The organism is Chryseobacterium sp. Marseille-Q8038 (assembly GCF_965111995.1).
In genome coordinates, this window is record NZ_CBCOPN010000002.1 from 254,456 (window position 1) to 273,438 (window position 18,983).

12 protein-coding genes and 1 tRNA gene are annotated in these 18,983 nt (G+C 34.8%); 2 read left to right on the top strand and 11 right to left on the bottom strand.

What is annotated here, in order from left to right:
• Nucleotides 1-38: 38 nt before the first annotated feature.
• The 9 genes from ACWPWS_RS15090 to tssD form a co-directional block, all read right to left on the bottom strand.
• Nucleotides 39-1,172 carry a hypothetical protein gene (locus ACWPWS_RS15090; RefSeq protein WP_454047062.1) on the bottom strand — a complete coding sequence of 378 codons (1,134 nt, stop codon included), beginning with the start codon at nt 1,170-1,172 and terminating at the stop codon, nt 39-41.
• A gap of 235 nt (nt 1,173-1,407) precedes the next feature.
• Entirely contained in the window at nt 1,408-2,502 is a 1,095-nt protein-coding gene (locus tag ACWPWS_RS15095) for a hypothetical protein (protein WP_454047063.1), read from the bottom strand.
• Between the two features lie 15 nt (nt 2,503-2,517).
• Nucleotides 2,518-6,750 (bottom strand): hypothetical protein, encoded by a 4,233-nt coding sequence (locus ACWPWS_RS15100; RefSeq protein WP_454047064.1) that lies wholly within the window; start codon nt 6,748-6,750, stop codon nt 2,518-2,520.
• An 18-nt stretch (nt 6,751-6,768) separates the two neighbouring features.
• Nucleotides 6,769-7,563 carry a hypothetical protein gene (locus tag ACWPWS_RS15105; RefSeq protein ID WP_454047065.1) on the bottom strand — a complete coding sequence of 265 codons (795 nt, stop codon included), beginning with the start codon at nt 7,561-7,563 and terminating at the stop codon, nt 6,769-6,771.
• A gap of 18 nt (nt 7,564-7,581) precedes the next feature.
• Nucleotides 7,582-7,824, bottom strand: a complete 243-nt coding sequence (locus tag ACWPWS_RS15110; protein WP_454047066.1) for a hypothetical protein — start codon at nt 7,822-7,824, stop codon at nt 7,582-7,584.
• A gap of 236 nt (nt 7,825-8,060) precedes the next feature.
• Complete coding sequence (locus tag ACWPWS_RS15115) at nt 8,061-8,456, bottom strand: hypothetical protein (protein ID WP_454047067.1); 396 nt, start codon at nt 8,454-8,456, stop codon at nt 8,061-8,063.
• Complete coding sequence (locus ACWPWS_RS15120; protein WP_454047068.1) at nt 8,456-9,751, bottom strand: hypothetical protein; 1,296 nt, start codon at nt 9,749-9,751, stop codon at nt 8,456-8,458. Before ACWPWS_RS15120 ends, ACWPWS_RS15115 begins: the two co-directional genes overlap by 1 nt.
• Nucleotide 9,752: 1 nt before the next feature.
• Complete coding sequence (locus ACWPWS_RS15125) at nt 9,753-11,633, bottom strand: type VI secretion system Vgr family protein (protein ID WP_454047069.1); 1,881 nt, start codon at nt 11,631-11,633, stop codon at nt 9,753-9,755.
• A gap of 128 nt (nt 11,634-11,761) precedes the next feature.
• Nucleotides 11,762-12,166: a type VI secretion system tube protein TssD gene (gene tssD, locus ACWPWS_RS15130; protein WP_105681061.1), complete on the bottom strand. Its 405-nt coding sequence runs from the start codon at nt 12,164-12,166 to the stop codon at nt 11,762-11,764.
• 507 nt (nt 12,167-12,673) lie between these two features.
• On the opposite strand from tssD, the gene ACWPWS_RS15135 reads away from it, so the two are divergent.
• Nucleotides 12,674-12,746, top strand: a tRNA-Phe gene (locus ACWPWS_RS15135).
• Nucleotides 12,747-12,973: 227 nt separating this feature from the next.
• The gene (locus ACWPWS_RS15140) at nt 12,974-16,027 is read left to right on the top strand and encodes a non-ribosomal peptide synthetase (RefSeq protein WP_454047070.1); all 3,054 of its coding nucleotides are present in this window, start codon (nt 12,974-12,976) and stop codon (nt 16,025-16,027) included.
• 54 nt (nt 16,028-16,081) lie between these two features.
• Here the strand turns inward: ACWPWS_RS15140 and ACWPWS_RS15145 are convergent, their stop codons facing one another.
• On the bottom strand, nt 16,082-18,283 hold the full coding sequence (locus ACWPWS_RS15145) for a peptidase domain-containing ABC transporter (protein ID WP_454047071.1): 2,202 nt from the start codon (nt 18,281-18,283) through the stop codon (nt 16,082-16,084).
• 12 nt (nt 18,284-18,295) lie between these two features.
• Nucleotides 18,296-18,952, bottom strand: a complete 657-nt coding sequence (locus ACWPWS_RS15150) for a GIN domain-containing protein (RefSeq protein WP_454047072.1) — start codon at nt 18,950-18,952, stop codon at nt 18,296-18,298.
• Between the last annotated feature and the right edge of the window lie 31 nt (nt 18,953-18,983).

Here is an 18,983-nt window from a genome sequence, read left to right on the forward strand (position 1 = left end):
AAATAAAAGCACAATTAAATTTAACTGTGCTTTATATATTATTTTTTAGGATGCTGTTTTCTCCATTCTGTATAGTCCATAGGTTGGTATCCTGAGCCGCAGCTTCCTTCATATTCGCACTCGCCTACATAATAAGCATCATAATCTGCATTATCCCACCACTCTTTAAATTTTGGAAGACTGAAAAAATTATTTTCTTTTATAACCTTGAAATCAGCATCATTCAAAAAATAACGAAGTCTGGCCATCATCTTATTATCATCATTAAATTTTTTATCATAATTATACTGCTCAGCAAAATATGCCAAGTTAGCCATTAGTTTTAATTTTTCATTTCTTGTAAGATCAGTGGATTTATCACGCCCCAAAAATTCTAAATAGCTTTTGATATTATCAATAATAAATCTATTTTCAGATGGGTCATTAGGTATATGAAGTTTTTGTAAAAGCTTGAATGTATCAGCATGTAGTTTGAATTTTCCATTACACACTTTAACCCAAAAAAGCTTACCAAAATCCCGGGGATCCTTTTCATCAAACTTTGTTCTTTCAGTAACCCATTTTAATAAATCAGGATCTTGTGTATACCCGAAAGTTTTTACTAAACTCTCCATGAAATTTTGATCATTTAAAATAAGCCATTTGAATTGTGTTTTACTATCATTAAAAAGGTACATATTACGTGCAATAATATATCGTGGAACTTTAATTTTAAAAGAATTATCACCATTAATATTTATTAATTCCCTTAATAAAAGCATTGGAAAAATAAATTGTTTATTAGTATTGATGAAAGTATTCTGAGTGGTTGAATAAAGTTCATACTTATTTTGTTCAAGTGTCATAGGATTGCCATCAAGATGATTACCAAATACTGTTATATATCCATTCGTTTGATCGATACTCACGCATTTATTAGAACTATGACTGATTGAAAAAATAGTTTCAATTTTATTTTTAAAGGATTCACTATAATTATTACTGATCAAATCATCATAAATAATATTTGAAACTAATTTTAAATCTTCTATATTAAGATTGTATGGATCACTGTACTCGACCTCATCAGACTCAACTTTTTCTTGCAATTTAATATGCTTTTTAATATCCTCAATATCAATTTTGGTATCTAAATTTTCTGATTTTGCATATTGTCTATTTGTAGTGCTCATATTATTGTATTGTCCCTTATAGTTACAAGCAATCAATAGTAGAATAATTGTGAAAACATTTGAAATTTGTATCATTAATTATGAATTTAATCTGGAGCACCTACACTATCAAATCCTTCAGCATAACTTATAACTTCTTTTAAATTTGGAAGATTATAATAATTATTTTTCTGCATTTCTTCTTTTAACTTAGACCATCTAATCTTACTTCTTGAATCATCTTCAAAATATGCTCCTAAAATATTCCATCTAGGATCCCAGCCATCCTGATTCCTATGATTTTTTTGAACAGGAAATCATAAGTATTTGCAAGATAAGCTACCATTTTAATTTTTTCATTCTCTGAATAATTATTGTATTCATCTGTTTCTAATAATTTTGAACCAAATTCCATTAATCCAAATAAATCTTTAGGATTTGAGCTCTTTTGATAAGCATCAGTCAAACTCTGCAATATTCCATCCCGTACTTCTAATTCTTTATTACAATTTTTAGCAAATACAAGTTCACCTATTTTATATTGATCTTTGGATTGAATATATTCATTAATAATCATTTCATTAAATTTAGGTTCCTTATCATAACCAAAATTTTTAACCAATAATTTTATAAAGTTTTTATCATGAGTTACTAACCAAATGATATATGTATTATTGTTATTGAATAAATACATATTTCTTGCAATAAGTCTTTGAATGTTTACTTTTCTTTGCTCTTTTAAATTTATTACATCTTTCCAATGTGGGATTTCAACCTCTACTTGCGAACTTGATTTTCTAGTAATTTTGTCAGACTCAACGTTATTTAGCGTAGGATATTCTTTTTGATAATCAATAATTTCGGGCAGGTAATAGAAGTCTGTAAAAAGTTTTCTTTTTTTGTCAATATACCCTCCTTCATAATCAACACTATTATTTCTATAAGTTACAAAGCTTCTGTCACATTTATCAAAATAGTTTACATATAAGAATGGATTACTTGAACTATTATCAATTATTCTCCCAAAAACAGCTTTAATTTTATCATTAAATTCGGTAATAGATAGTTCCTTAAATCCATTTGATAATAATACTTTTTTTGCAGTTTCAGCAGATGCTTCAAGCTCTTCGATTTCAAACGGTACTTTAGCTAATTCAGCTCCTGCCTCGTCAATTGATTTACTTGAACCTTCCTGCAACTGCTTCTTGAGAACTTTTTGTATTATGGTATCATCATTCATACTTAGGTTTTTTTGACTATTGTCTGAATTTTGTTTTTTTTCCTGGCAGCTTGAACTGCTCATTATTAATAAGAAATATATTGTTAATCTAATTTTACTTTTAATATTCATAGAAATTGTATTTTATTATCTGGAACTTTCCTTAGAGTTTTCAGCACTTACATCATACTTTGGAAGTTCTTTATCTTTTTCAGATATTGTATATTTTTTAGGTTTTGTAATCGCAATAATTGATTTACTCTTTTTATCAACAGAGCCTAAAATTATTTTTTGATGCCCTGCTGTTTTTTCGCCATTCCCCTGATTTCCCCCCAAATATACATATCTTGTTCCATCTAAATTTTCACCGGCTATTAATGCCACGTGTGAGAAATCAAAAACTATTAAAGCTCCTACAAAAGCTTCACAATCTTCTCCATTTTCCCATGTACTTCCTTTCCACCCAAAAGCTGCTGCACTTTTGGCAGTATTAATCCTTTTATAATCCTGAGTTTGATCAAAACACCATGCTAGAAATGCCCCACACCAAGGATTTGTATAATCATAATCTAGCCCCGCAGCAGAAGACACATCAAAATATTCCGTGATCTTTTCTTTTAAAGGACTATCTATTTCCCTTAATCCTTTATATTTTTCATATTCTTTCCAGGCAACCTGGAACCATGGAGCATCTCCTACCAAATTTAATCCTGCACCTTTACCACATTCTTCTACCTTAAATACAGATTTCATAGAATCACCAGCTTTAACTTCCCAGTTACCTAGCTTACCTCCACGGTACCAGATTTTACGGTTCAGCCTTGATGGTGTAAGCTTATTTAAAATATCAATAATAGAATCTACTACCACATCATCAGCTGATTTACCTGTATCATCAGCTTTCAAATACATAGAATCCTTATACCAATCTGCCATTCCAGTTATTGCAGCTTCCTTAGGCGTATAATCTCTATCTACTCCATCAACAATTGAAACACCAGAGTCACTAGCTTTTTCATCTATTTTCTTCTGAATTTCTTTATAATTACCTTTTCCTGTTATTTGTAATAATCCTCTACCCCTGAAGTTCCAAGTATCATCAACTGATTCATTCCCAAGTCTTCCTCCATATGCTATTTCCGCTATCTTTTTTTCATTAGATTTATAACCGTTTTTGGAACTTCTACCATACTCATAAGCCATATCATTTGGGGGGCTTTGTTTACCAAGTTCAGGATTTGCCCTGAATTTTTTAAAGTGTTTTGGCAGATCTTCTGCAGCATAATCTAAACTTTCCCCATGAAGACCTCCCTTTAAATTGGTTCCTGCTTCTTGTAATGATTGCGCAAAAAAATGAGCTTTCCTTGCACATGTATTGAGTTCAAAGATATTTCTGTATTTATTTAAAGTTAGCGCTAATTCCTGAAGATCCTCATTTTTTGCATTTTTGTATACTTTTTTGAGAATATCAATTGTAATTTCTGCTTTACATCGTGGACAACCACTTGCGCCATCCCTCTTCACCTCCGCCATTTCCACCACCACCGGCATCACATCATTCTCAATAGCTTCAGGAGTTTCTTTCTGAGATACTTTAAGACAGCCACTTTCATAAAAAATAAACTGTTTTCTTAATTCCAGCATTTCTTCTTTCGTAAAGGGAGTTCCGTCTTTTTTGTAGGCTTTGATTCCCAGTTTTTCCATATCCTCCGTTCGAACCAGATCAGCAGGAAGTGTATTATTGATGGTAAATTGGCTTTTTTCTATTTTCCAGACTTTCTTTTTGGAATCTGCGGGATCCTGCACCTGACGGGAAACCTGCGCTATATAGTAATCAAAATTTTTCGGTGGATTTTTCCATTCTTCTTTTGCAGTAAAGGAAACTTCCAGTAAGCCGTCTTTTCCTGTTTTTTCTTCGTTGTAGCTTTGTTTGCTTTCGTGGGTATAAGTGATATGATCTGTTTCGTTTAAACCTTCTTTAGGGATTTCCTTCAGAACGTCAATCTTCAGAGTTTCTTCAGTCATATTGACGGTGTGTACCCAAAGTTTGTGGGTTTTACCATAGAAAGTCTGCATCCGCTGAATATCTTTACCATCTTCAGTAGAGAACATGATGGAAATAATTTTCTGTTCAGAAGTAATGACAAGTTCTTCATTTGAATCCAGAACTTCCAGATAAGTTGTTGTAGCATCTACCACTACAGGGCGTGTTCCCAGAATGGTAATATTACCCGGAAGCACAATATCCGCAGATGAACTCGCCTGAAGCTCTACCGTAAATACCAAACGGTAAGAAGGATTGGGATTTTCTGTTGTTTTGGGGATAGCTGCCAGCAATTTTTTCTTGTAATCATCATTCGTTGTGATAAGGAAAGACGCTTTGCCTTCATTATTAAGGGTAACCGTTTTTTCCTCCAGCATATATTTATCTTTCTCTTTATAGAAATCATCGCCTTCTCCTTTTACCCAGACTTTTACTTTTAAGACTTGATTCTGAAGTCCATCCAGTTCAAGAAATCCATAGGTTTCTTCTCCAAATCCTGTTTCAGTACGTTTTACTCCTGTTCCATACGCCCAAAGTGCTCTTTTTACCGTAGGTTCTGAAACTTTTACTTTTGCTTCTATTTTCTTGCCATCGGTATAATCCCCTGTTAAATAAGCGGAAATCGTGTATTCTCCAAGATCATTAAATGTAATGGTTCCGTCTCCGTTATTGGTCACTTTATCCGGTACTTCAATTTTTATGGTTTCATTTCCGGACAACGTAGCAATTCTTGCTGTTGCTGTATATTTTATTTTTGTTCCTTTTGGAATATTGGCTGCCGGAAAAGTGAATTTATCTATTACATTTTGAATCACCTCAAAATTAAAACAGTCTGAACCTGAGAATCCGGGCTGCTTTCCTGCTCCTATAGGATTAGCATAGGCTTCAAATATATATTTCCCGAAATACTGATTACTGGCCAGTTTTGCATCGTTATACAGTAATTCTGCCACTCTTTTATTGATTGTACCTGTTCTGAAGGAAGGCGAACTTTCAAATAGAGCGACTCTTCCCACACCTTCTTTTTTAAGATACCAATATACAGATGTGCCGGAAGGCATATAATTAACATTGAATCTGGAAGCCTGTACTTTAATCGTATCACTGAATCTCACCAAACCAGGTTCTCCTTTAACTCCCATTACGCCCAGACTATTCTCGATTTTCACTTCTACAGACTTAGGTTTTGGATCTGTAGGATCTGTAAATGCTTCTATGGTATATTTACCTGCATTTTTAAAGGTAAGAATAACACGATCACCAACTCCTGTAACGGAAACAAGGTGTGAAGAGGAAGCTCCGGAAGAACTGTTATACAGCACTGCTGTTCCCTGTTTCACAGTCCATTGAACTGTATTTACAGGCATAAAGAATCCCTTATTAAGTATTTTTGCCTGATCGGTGGTACTGTTAAGTTTACGTTCAATAGATAAGGGTAAAGGAATATTAATCAGCGTTGAAGATCCGGGACTGACAATTTTCTTAACGAAATCCTGTATTACTTCCACATTGATAGAGCATTTGGCATCACCTGCTTTTTTGCCATAGGCTTCCAGTCTGTATTTTCCTTCTGCAAGTCCATCAAATATTTTTCTCATAGATTGGCTGAAATTGCTTCCTAATCCAATAAATGTTTTTACTTTATCTTTGGTTCCTTCTCCTTTGAAAAGAGCCCAGATAATCTTTTTCTCATCTCCTTTGAACTGAGCTTTTAAATCCAGATTATCACCACCGAAAGGGTTTGTAATAGGAAACAAAGGACCATTCATTCCTTTGATATAGTAGTAATTTCCGGTAGACTTATCCGCTGGTACAGGTCTTATCATCGAAATTGATGTCACTGCTATACTTGCTTCAGACGTGGATGATGAAGGCCATTGTGGGGAAGTATTGGCTACAGAAAATTCATCAGCTTCCTTTACATCTATCTGGGAAACATTATTAGCCTGTCCTGTAGTAGCAAAAGCAATAGTTCCCGGAACTCCATATCCCGGACAATTTCCTGTAGAAGCATCCAACAGTATTTTCATACTCTTGTTGAATTCTACATTTTCGTAATAGTCTTTATATTTTATGTTGCATTTACCTTTACATGGATAGGTTTTCCCGTCTGAACCTTTACAGTTTCCAAACCCGTTGCCTCCTCCGAAGCTATCGGCTTTGTCATCAAGATAGGTGGCAACAGGCTTGTTCTGTGCAAAATATTTGTTTTTGCCCAGCTTTTTTTTCTGGCTTTTCACTTCCATCGGAACGGCGGTCCCATTGGAGTTATTGGTTACAGAACTGCTGCAGTACGCAGTAGCTCCTTCTATAATGATGTATCCTTTATCCGCCATGTCATTTGTTCATAAAGTTTAAGTCATTGTGATCGTTTCCCGGTATACTGTTTTTTGTCCGTCTGACAATATAAAGTCAGCTTTCTTTTTGGAATACTGTTTTTTACGGGAGTTGTATTCCATTTCTATATTTAATTTTACCTGATACTGTCCCGGCTGATACAGGTATTTTTTTTCCAATTCTTCTTTTATGATAGCAGGAACTTTAATTTCGGAAATAAAAGAAGATTCAAATCCGTACTCTCTCTGTTCGGCACTGATAATTCCGTTACATTCTATATCTCCGATTCCTTTGATATTCCATACAACGGTTTCCTCACTTTTTCCTCCGTTATCTACATAATAAGGAGCAAACAAAAGAAGATTCCAGAAGGGTTCTTTCAGTTTATTTTTATAAAAGCCCGCTTCATCTTCAAGAGCTGACAAATATTGGTTTCTGAAAACATCTACATTCTGATACTTTTCCTGAAGCCCGGCTGTTTTGAGTTTCCAGTTTTCTATATTTTTCTGATGATCTACAGCTCCCAGAAAGCTTCCTTTTTCATCCACTTTTATTTCCAGCGGATAAGAGCTTTGTTCCAGGATATGCAGGATTTCCATAAATTTATTTTCGGAGGGAAAAGAGGAATCTTCTACTTTTTCTATCAACCAGTTTTTGGTTTGATCTTCATTTATCTTTTCCTGAACAGTAATTTTAAAGGATGAATAAAATCCTTTTTCTTCCCCGAATTGTATTTCAAGAGCATTTTCCACCTGATAATCATGGATTCCTGATGTATATTTCTGAAATGGTTTTACTCTTGTTTCTACCATACTGGTTGGTTATATTATTTAAAAGTCGTTCCACTCCCGGCGCAACTCACTGATTTTATTAATCATTACACTTATTATCCATCCGGAGGCTGCACCAATCGACAGATATATCAATGTTTTCAAACTAAAAGCCGAATGGAAAATAAATCCAATCTTTAAATGGTCACTCAATGATGCTGAATCAGCATTGTTTACCATTGAATCCCATGCCGAGAATAATATTCCTATAAATCCACCTGCTGTTATTATTCTTTTCTTCATATTTTTTTTGGAATAAAATGTTTTGTTAATTATATCACCTTCTAAAAAGCTTTATTGGTTCTTTTCTGACCTACTCATTGTAAAAACAAAGAAACTTATCAATGTCAAAATAACTTTTCCAAAAAGCAGCTCAATTTCTTCATTGTTTAAGCAATCTGAAATCTGTATTTGATGTAAAACATCCTAAAAGCAAAGCAGATATACAACCCCATATCACCCTAAAAAGGAAAAAAAGATTACTTTCTTATAAAAGAGTAAACATATTCTTTACCATCAGTGCATTCATAAAATATCTGGTATTTATAATAATTCTGATGTAAGCTAATATCATCCAACCTCTTTTTTATTGAGGAAGCATTATTTTTTAATATTAATGTATCAGATGTACAGGGTATTTTATTGACAATGATTTTATAAACTGTTGTATCCTTAGGTTGATCAATATTATATTTAGGTTCCCTCCATACCTCTTTCGCATGATTTTCTATTTTTATTTTTTCTAAAAGGTTTTTTTCAGATGAGCTTAAAGTACCATTTTCAGGAGTTGTAATCCAGAATACAATGAGAAAACCATATCTATAAATGATAAGACCCAGCACTGCAATAATTCCTATTATTAAATATTTCTTCATTAATTTTCTGTATAATATTTTTTTGTTTTTTCATCATAAAAGTAAAATTTAGAATTTTTATATACTCTTGAAAAAGGTGTTGGGCTTTTTACTTTTAAGGCATTAAAATTCTTTTGTAATACTGTTGTAGATGTTCCTCCATATCCCATTCCGCTACCAGGTGTTGTGTATGTTTTATTTTCCTGATTTACAAATTGAAACTCTATCAGCTCAAGATCTTCAAACCATCCCCATACAAAAGCTTCGTCTTTTGTATACATATGTCCGAATTCATCCCCTTTTGGATTCTTTGAAATACCACTGAATTTCACACCTCTTATTGTAGAGGAATCATTGGCATTTTTATACATAAGCACAGGATCCCAGTCAATATCTATCTGGTAAGTTATTTGTGGAAATGTAACACTAAAACCTGAGGTATCTGCCGGAGATAAATGAACAACTTTTTCAATATTGAGCTTTTGGTTTTTAAATACACTTAGAACCCCTTCTGCGAAAGCACCTCCCATACTATGGGAAACCACCATTATGCGACGTTCTTCCTTAAATATTTCCTGATAGAATTTTGATGCCTGATTTTTAAGCCTGGCTTCTGCAAACTCTTTTCCTTGCTTATATCTATCTCCTCCCGATGAAAATTTTGTACCGGCACCATTTATGAAATATTCTTTTGTAGATTTAAAATACTTCTTAGCACTGCTTTTGAGACCAATACCCCAATATTGTTCTCCCCATTCACTTCCAGCATAAGGCATTTTTTTATTCCAATATCCACAAATATAAATAATGATTGGATCCAAAATTTTGAATGAAACTTCTGCTCTTACCTTTTCATCTGGTGCTTTAAAGAAAGCATACACTCTTAATTTGGATATTTTCCGATCTTTAGGAACATTATAAGATATTTTTTCTTCACCTGTCACCTGAGAAGCATTAGCTAAGGGAGTATCATCATACTGTATTGCCCACTTAAGACCTTTCAATTCTGATTTAGTAGGAGTTCTGCTATACTGTGTTGCTTTAAAATAATATTTAACTCCTTTTTTTATAATTTTAATTTCTTTCGTACATTCTATATCTTCATAACATTTCACAGTCTTTACAAGTAATGACTGAGTTTCGCTTTTCGCCTGATATTCATCAAATTTCTTTCCTCCTTTCTTCCCATAAAAAGTATTTTCCTGAGGGGATTTAAAATCCAAAGTTCCCTTGGAAGCATCTTTCATAATATGTTCTGCTTCCTTGTAGGATTTTCCAAAGACATTCCTTACGATATTTCCGCCTTCGCCTGCCATATTACTGCATTTTTACCTGTTTACCACTATTGATAAGTACTTCTTTGGCGCTTTCTACATTGATGGCATCTTTTGTACTGATGTAAGAGCCGGATTCCATATTTTCCGTAATGTTTTTGGCTGTAGATTTTCTGCCGGCCTCAGCGGTTTCAATAATATTGCTTGCTGTCAGATTATAATCATCATTAGCCGTTTCCGTGATGTCTTCTCCAGCCATAATATTTATATTCCTTTGAGCAGAAGCAATGATATTTTTACCGGCATTAATCTGCACATTTTCTCCGGCTGTGAAGGTTATATTTTTGGGAGCATTCACCACAATATTCCCCTTTCCATCCATGAGATAGGTATTTCCGCTAGGATCTTCAATAAAAATACTTCCTTCCTGATCGTTAAAAATGACTTTATTACCACTTCTCGTTTGAATAGACTTAAGGTGGTTATTGATACTTCCTCCCAATGCCACCTGTCCATGAAACATTCCTCCCATAGCAAACGGAAAATCCGGATGATGATATTCAAAACCTACCATTACCTGATCTCCTACTTCAGGTACCGCAACAAAACCTCTGTTTTGAGTGATCATATCTGTTCCTCCTGCATCAGGGCTCATCATTCTGATAAAATGGGTAGTGTCAGGGTTTTTCTGCCAGTCGAATCTCACCTGTATTCTCCCCTGATTAAGAGGATCGGTATTGGAAACAACGGTGGCCACCTGTGGCTCGGCTTTAGGCTGTATGAATTCAGGTTTTGGCATAAATCCTGTTCCTTCAGCAATGGCTTCAAAACTGCCGTTATAATATCCTCTGGCATTGACTTCATGAGTCACTTCAGTAACCGTGATTTTTGTAAAGTAAGAAGTCTGGCTTGTATCCGGCTTCCGCATTTCAATATCGGCAAGGCAGCCCGGATACAGAAAGGGAACCGTAGTATTTCCCGAAACAGTAAATACTTCTACAGCAGCACTTCCGGCAGCACTTTTCTGAGAGTCACTTACATCCACAAACATATTGGCATTGATAGGAGCCGGAGAAAGTGAACGGGTTTTAAAGATATTGTTGTTAAGTTCATAAGCTTTTGAAGGAATTTCTCCCAGATGTCTGATATTATTTTCAGAACCTTCCATTTTTGTATGGCTGCTGCTGTTATATCCAAAAAACTCAGGATTGGTGTGTACAGCATTCAGTTCTACCTGAACATCTGTTGCATTGCTTCCATAGACGAGCCGAATCGGTTTTTCAGAAGGGGGAAGTTTCCCAAAATGAAGAACTTCTCCATCGTAGTAAAACTGTTCTCCATATGCTTCTGCAGTTCGTGCAAGATAGTTATAGTGGGTTTCGTTATATTGTGAACTATAATTGATATAGCTTTTGTTCTGCGTATCTACTCTGAAATCAAATTTCTCTGATCCCAGCGCTTCTTTAAGTATTTTATTGGCAATAATTCCCGTATTGACGGCCTGATCTCCTCCAAAACTTTGAGTATGGGGAGCGGCATCCATAAGAATAGTAGGACTTTGACCTCGCAGTACTATATTGCCCAGGCTCATTTTTTCCTGGCTGAATGCAGCTTTGGTGATTACCCCTACAAAAGTTCTTTCCGGGCTTTCGCTTTCATAATCTTTATATTTGAAAACAATGGTAATCCTTTTTCCCAAAAACTGGCGGGCTTGTTCCAGGGTGTGGTTTTGAGCTTCCCCAAGAGAATCATGGGCGAGAATAAGTTCAAAATTGTGATGACGTCTTGCACTTTGCTGCAGGCGAAAATGCTTGAAGTGTTTGATAATCTTGCCTTCAATCACAATATCCAGTTTCACCACACGGTTGATTCCGGGAATATGATTCTCTGAAATCTTATCGGAATTCGAGGCATTTTTATTCATAGTGATTAGGTGTTTTTTTTCAGAACTTCATTTTAAATAAACAGGAGTTCTATAAGGTTAAAAAAGGCAGAACAGCATCCCATAAACCGGGTGTACTATCCTGCCTGATATTTAAATTCTGAATAAACTTAAGAAGGCCATGCTCCGAAGTAAGAAGAATTCCCCAGATCTATCTGTTCTGCACTGATAACAAAACTGATATACATACTGTTGTCATCTACAGCATCGAAATCTACTTCATGCTGAATAACATAACCGTTGTTCCACTTCAGGGTTGTTAGTGTTCCTTCTTCGTGAGATTTATTGAAAGTGATCTCACCTACGGTAGGCTTATATTTTCCGTTCAGTAAACTTTCCAGAATGTCTGATTTTTCAGTAGCTTCCACCGTGATTTTGATAAGAGCGTTGGAAGGGTCTGATGCTACACGTCCTGATACGTCTGTAGATCTTGATACACTGTAGTTAAGCTTTAATAACTTTTGCCCTTCACCGTTGTTGAATTTTAAAATTCCTCTTGAATTTCTTTCTGCCATGATTTGTAAATTTTAATGGTTAATATGTTGTGATTGTTTGCTTTCTATATCACCAAATATAGATGTATCTACAAAAAGCAAATAGAATTTATGATTAAATTTTAAAAAGTGTCGTAATAGTACGACTAACAACTGTTAGGCTAATTAATCACTATAAATCAGGTGTTTGCCATTTTTTCACCTGAAAAACTGGATTATTTTATTGACTGTTTAATATTGTTCAAATAAAAATAATCTTCTGATTGCTCCCTGATTGAAAAAAAGTTTTAAACAGACCACAAATTTTCGGAATCATGCGACTATTTATTAAGATACTTTTTAAAACAATAAAAAAACAGAAAAAAAATAAGACCTATCAAAATACTGATGAACAGCACATTGAATAGAATAACGGGCGATACCAGGATATTTATTCAAAAAAATAAGACAAAATACTTGCACGGTATTATAAAATGTTATACTTTTGCATCACTTTAAAACAACGAAGTAATAAACGAAAACATAAATGGTTTCTTAGCTCAGTTGGTAGAGCAATGGATTGAAAATCCATGTGTCCCTGGTTCGATTCCTGGAGAAACCACTTTAAAACCTCTAATTCATTTTAGAGGTTTTTTTGTTTTGTACTACGAGCCGATCCTACGCTCCCTTTCATGATTTCTTTCTATCCGTCAAAAACTGATGGCATTTTAATCAATTCCAGAATATCAATCAAATTTAATCACACAAAAAGGAATTATTAACAAAATTGCATTATATTTAAACATAAACAATTATTAACAAATATAACAACCAACACCAATCAAAATCATGGAACACCAAACCATTCAAGAAGATGTTAATAATGAATTTAACATTCAACAAAGTCAGTTTAAGAATGTTCTTTCTATTTTTAAAGAAGTAAGCAGGTGTTTACCTCAAAAAACGGCCATTATTTCTGAGACCACAACCCTTTCTTATGAAGAACTGGATTATAAATCAGATCAACTGGCAGCTCATCTTCTTACTTTACCCTTAAAAAAAGGATCTGCTATTGCAGTTTGTATGTCTCAATCTGCAGAACGTATCATCGCTTTTCTAGCCGTACTCAAGATAGGATCTGCTTATATTCCTATTGATGGACAGTTACCGGAGAACAGGATTAAAATGATTATAGAAGACTCGGAAACTGAACTTATCATTACTGAGGATTCTTATAGTAATAAATTCATTGGTACAGAAACCCCGCTGATGAATATGAGCCATAGGTGCTACGATTCTGTTAAACATCCTGAGATCAATCCTGACGACATTGATATGATGCAGACAGCTTATATTATTTATACTTCCGGAAGTACAGGAGTTCCTAAGGGAGTAGAAATTCATCATGAAGCTTTTCATGCTTTTATAGTGTCTTTTACAAGTCTCTGGGGATATTCGGCAAAGGACAGAACACTTCAATTCAGCTCAGCCGGATTTGACGTTTCTATTATTGATATATGGGTGCCTTTATTCACAGGGGCAACTGTTGTGCTGTATCCGGATAACAAGATCATAGGAAAACCTTTGCTGGACTTTATCGTAGAACATAGGATAGAAATTGTTCCATTTCTTCCACCGGCTGTGTTGAGTACATTACCTACAGATATTCCTATCGGGAATCTTCATACATTGTCAATTGCAGGCGAAGTACCTTCTGAGCAAACCATAAAAAACTGGTATCACAGAGTTCGTCTCATTAATGTATACGGACCTACCGAAACTACAGTAGGTGTTGTTACACATCATTTCCAGATTGATACCAATCCTCATATTATCGGAAGACCTTTAGAAGGCACTCATATTCACATTCTCAATCAGGAGCTGGAAAATGTGAGTGAAGGAATTACCGGCGAAATTTATATAGGAGGCAAACAGGTAGCGAAAGGATACATCAATAAGCCGGCAGAAACATCAGAAGTATTTATTGATGCTCCTGAATGGATGCAGTCTCACCACGGAATCAATTACAGATTATACAAATCCGGTGACCGTGGATTCTGGAGAAAAGACGGCAATATTGAATTTGTAGGACGACTGGATGAACAGGTGAAATTAAGAGGATACAGAATTGAATTAAAAGAAATTGAACATCATATAGGACAACTTGCCCAAGTAGCCAATGTAGCTGTAAAAGTACATCGTCCGGAACAGGGACAGCCTGTTCTTGTTGCATTCCTCGAACTCTATGAAACGGATAAAAAGCATATCACGCTGGAAGATATCAGAACACGATTGAAACAAAGCCTTCCCACCTATATGCTTCCTGAAAAAATCATTTTGCAGGACAAACTTCCTTTGACAATTACCGGAAAGATTGATAAGAGCAAACTTCATATTCCTTTACAGCAAACTATCAAAAAGGCAAAAGAGAAAGTGGATACATCAGATCTCAAACAGGAAATCACTGAAATATGGATGGACTTACTGAATCTGGATGAAATAGATGAAAATGATAACTTCTTTGAATTGGGCGGACATTCTTTAATGCTGGGACAAATGCATGCCCGTTTACCTCTAAATATTCAGAAAAGAATATCCCTTCCCGAACTGTATCAGTTTTCAACCATATCTCTTTTCGTAAAAGAAGCAGAAACCCGTCTGGCGCAGACTCAAATGAGTCAGCAACAAAAGGCTCTTCTTGTGCAGGAACAGCTTATAAAAGATGCAGAACTTCCATTTGATTTTGAAATTACCGAACAACCGGATCCAAAATTTCTGTCCAATCCTTCTACCATTTTCCTCACAGGAGTTACGGGATTTGTCGGCTCACATCTGCTGGAGGAAATCATTCCCCGAAATCCCAATGCTACGATCTACTGTCTTGTAAGAGCCGAGAATGAAACGCTGGGATTAGAACGTATCAAGAGTACTTTTTTAAAATTCAAACTGGTGTGGAAAAGTGAGTATGAAGACAGAATAAGAATTGTTTTAGGTGATCTCACCCAACCGAAATTAGGAATTGACGAAAAATTATATGAAGAACTTCTGAAAAATATAGAGGTTATTTATCATATGGGAAGTGATGTAAGCTATGTAAAACCTTATGAACACATCAAAAAACCTAACGTTGACGGTATGGCTCATATATTACATCTGGCAGTACACGAAAAAACCAAATTTCTGATTATTTCATCTTCAATGGGCGTCTACAGCTGGGGAAGAAGCTTTACCGGAAAAACATGGATGAACGAAGATGATCCTATTGAACAAAATTTACCTGCAGTGTGCCGTGATATGGGATACATCCGAAGCAAATGGGTTATGGAAAGCATGGCCGCAAAAGCCCGTGACAAAGGCCTTCCATTAATAAATTTCCGTTTAGGTTTTGTAGTCTGTCATGGAGAAACCGGAGCCACTCCATTGAATCAGTGGTGGAGTTCGCTGATGCGTTCCTGTATTGAGCTAAAAGCCTTTCCGCTGGTCATGGGACTGAAAGATGAGGTGATTACTGTAGATTATGTATGCAAATCCATTGCCCATATTAGTCAGAATCCCGATGCAGTAGGCTTAAATTTCAATTTAAACCCTTTACCGGAACACGACCTTTCTCTTACAGATTTCTGTGTACGTATCACTGATTATTGTGGATTAGAAATGAAAAGTATGGAATTTGGAATCTGGTTTGAACAATGGAAACGGAATCATGATACTCCTGTGTATGCACTACTTTATATATTCTCCGATGATATTCATGAAGGAAAATCTCTTGTTGAAGCCTATGAAAATACCTATTATTTTAAAAGTAATAATACAGAACGTTTCTTAAAAGATACAGATATAAAACCGGCTATATTTAATAAACCGGTTATAGAAGCCTATCTCAGATATATGAAGATGATTTGATGTTATAAAAATTATATTACCATAAAAAGGCCTCTATTTTTAGAGGTTTTTTTGTTAATCTCCAAGTTCCAACTGGTTCTTTACGAGATGATAATAATCGGATTTCTTAGAAACGAGTTCTTTATGACTTCCCTGCTCAACAATTTTTCCATGTTTTAATACAATAATCTGATCCGCATTTCTTACTGTGGAAAGTCTGTGTGCTACAATAACAGCTGTTTTGCCCTGAAAAAAAGATTGAAGATTATCATGTATCACTTTTTCGTTATCGGCATCAAGAGCAGAAGTTGCTTCATCAAAGAAAATAAATTTTGGATCCTTATAGACTGCTCTTGCTATAAGTATTCTTTGTTTTTGTCCCCCAGAAATCCCATTTCCGGAAGCACCGATTTTGGTCTTAAGTCCTAATGGAAGTTCTTCAACAAAAGATTTTATATTAGCTGTTGTTAAGGCTTTTTCAAGTTTATCATAATCGATATTTTCATCTCCTGCCGCAATATTTCTTTCTATGGTATCCGAAAATATAAAGCCATCCTGCATAACGGTTCCGCAGTTTTTCCGCAAATCTTTCGGAGAAATGTCTTTACTATTTAAATGATTGAAATAAATTTCTCCATTTACAGGTTCATAAAATTTTAAAAACATTTTCATTAAAGTACTCTTCCCGCTTCCACTTGCTCCCACAATTGCAGTTACTTTACCTTCGGGAATAAAGAGATCAATATCTTTTAAGACATAAGGAGATCTGGGCCCTTCATACTGGAAAGAAACATTTTTGAAATAAACTCCTCTCTGTATTCCATTCTGCTCGGTATATTTTTTACTGAGCAAAGGAACATGATTTTCTTTTTCTTCTTCAGGGTGATCCTGAACCTCATTTAAACGGGATAAACTTAATTTGGCATCCTGTAAAGAACGAAAGAACTGAATCAGCTCATTTACCGGAGAATTCATCTGCCCTATAATGTAAGAAACACTTAATAACTCTCCTAAAGTCATGCTTCCTTTGACCACAAAAGATGCTGCCAGAAAAGTGACAATAATATTTTTTAACTGATTGATAAATTCAAACCCTGAAAGCTGTACCTGATCCAGCTTTAGTATTCTTATATTTGTTTTAAACAGTTTCTGCTGTATTTCTTCCCATTTTTCACGCTTATAGTTTTCAAACTGATTCAGCTTCATTTCAGATACTCCATTGATAATTTCATAGATGGATTCCTGATTTTCACTTCTTTGCTGAAAACGGAAATAATCCAGGATTTTTCTTTTTTTCATCCAGAATAAAGACCAGATCACTGATACAAGTGTTAAGATGATGTATACCACCAAAATGGTAACATCATAATACCAGAGTACCGCAAAAAAAACGGAAAAGGTAATGGCAGAAAACAAGGTAATCAGACTTTGTGAAGTCAGGAAAGTTTCTATCCGTTCATGATCCTGTATTCTCTGATTAAAATCTCCCATGAGCTTAGTATCAAAAAACTTTATGGGCAGCTTCAGCAATTTTTTCAGAAAATCAGAAATAATACGGATATTAATATTGGTTCCTACAATCAGCATGATCCAGTTCCGGAATATATTAAAAATGATATTTCCAAAGAAAAAGGCTAATTGGGCAATCAATATATAGGAGATAACCGAAAGGTCTTTCTTACTCACCCCTTCATCCATTAATTTCTGAGTAAGGATAGGAAATACCAGCGTCGTAATGGTGCCGAAGAGCAAAAGCAGTAACATCTGAAGCATTTGTTTTTTATAAGGCTTCAGATGGTTTAATAGAAATTTTATTGATAATTTTTTTTCTTTTGGCGGATTCTGCTGGTATAAATCTTCTGTGGGTTCCAGGAAAAGAACGACTCCTTTATCCTCATCAAAAATCCAGTTTTTTTCAAACTTTTCTTCTGATAAGGTAATATAACCGTGTCCCGGATCTGCAATTTTAAAAACAGGTTTTCCGGTCAATACATTTTTTGAAATTTTATATAAAATAACAAAATGATTTTGGTTCCAATGAAGGATACAAGGCAAAAGAGAATTATTCAAATTCTTTATCTGCGATTTTGCAGCCATCGTTTTGAATCCTATTTTCTCAGCTGCTTCACTGATCCCTAATAATGAAACGCCTTCGCGGGTAATAAAACTTTTGTCCCTCAGATACTGTAATGTAAAATCCACCCCATAATGAGAAGCTATCATAGCTAAACATGCAGGGCCACAATCCATTTGGTCATGTTGAGGAACAAAATTCATAAATAAATAGAATTATTTAAAAGTTACTGTTGAAAGAGCATCCAGTTGCTTTTTTATTTTTACAGGATTCCCTATAATATTGACATTAAATGAATTATTACTTCTCATACTCAAGGTATTTTCTACATTAAAATCAGCATTAACCAAAGAGTCTGTTTTCAGATTTAAATACTGAACTAATAGTTTTTCTGCATTAAAATCAGTTGCCGATTTCAATGACAGATTCAATTTTTCAGCTTTTCCTTTTATTGTACTATTGGACACAGAATTCCCGGTATAAACTAATTTATCAGAAATGATCCCCAGGTTAGTAGTTCCCACCACATTAAAATTGAGCTGTAAAGAATTTATGATAAGGTCTGCTCCCGTAGAAACAGTTCCGGTCTGAAAGGCATTTACAGCAATTTCTTCTGTAGTATACGGAATTGTTATATACACGTTACAGGTTTTCATTTCTTCAGTCTGTTCATGGGTATAAATTAATATATGATCACCATCCCTGTAAATTTTAATATTCTGCTGCTGTTCTTTATCAGCTTCTATGACCAAAGAGAAACTTTCTCCCTGCGACAGGTATAGATTGGCAATTCTCTCCGTTTTTATTTCTTTTACAGGAATATCTTTCAATCTTTCTTCTTTTGTAGCCTGGGTTGTCATTAAACTTGTCATAAAATAGAATTAAAGTGTTAATATATCATAT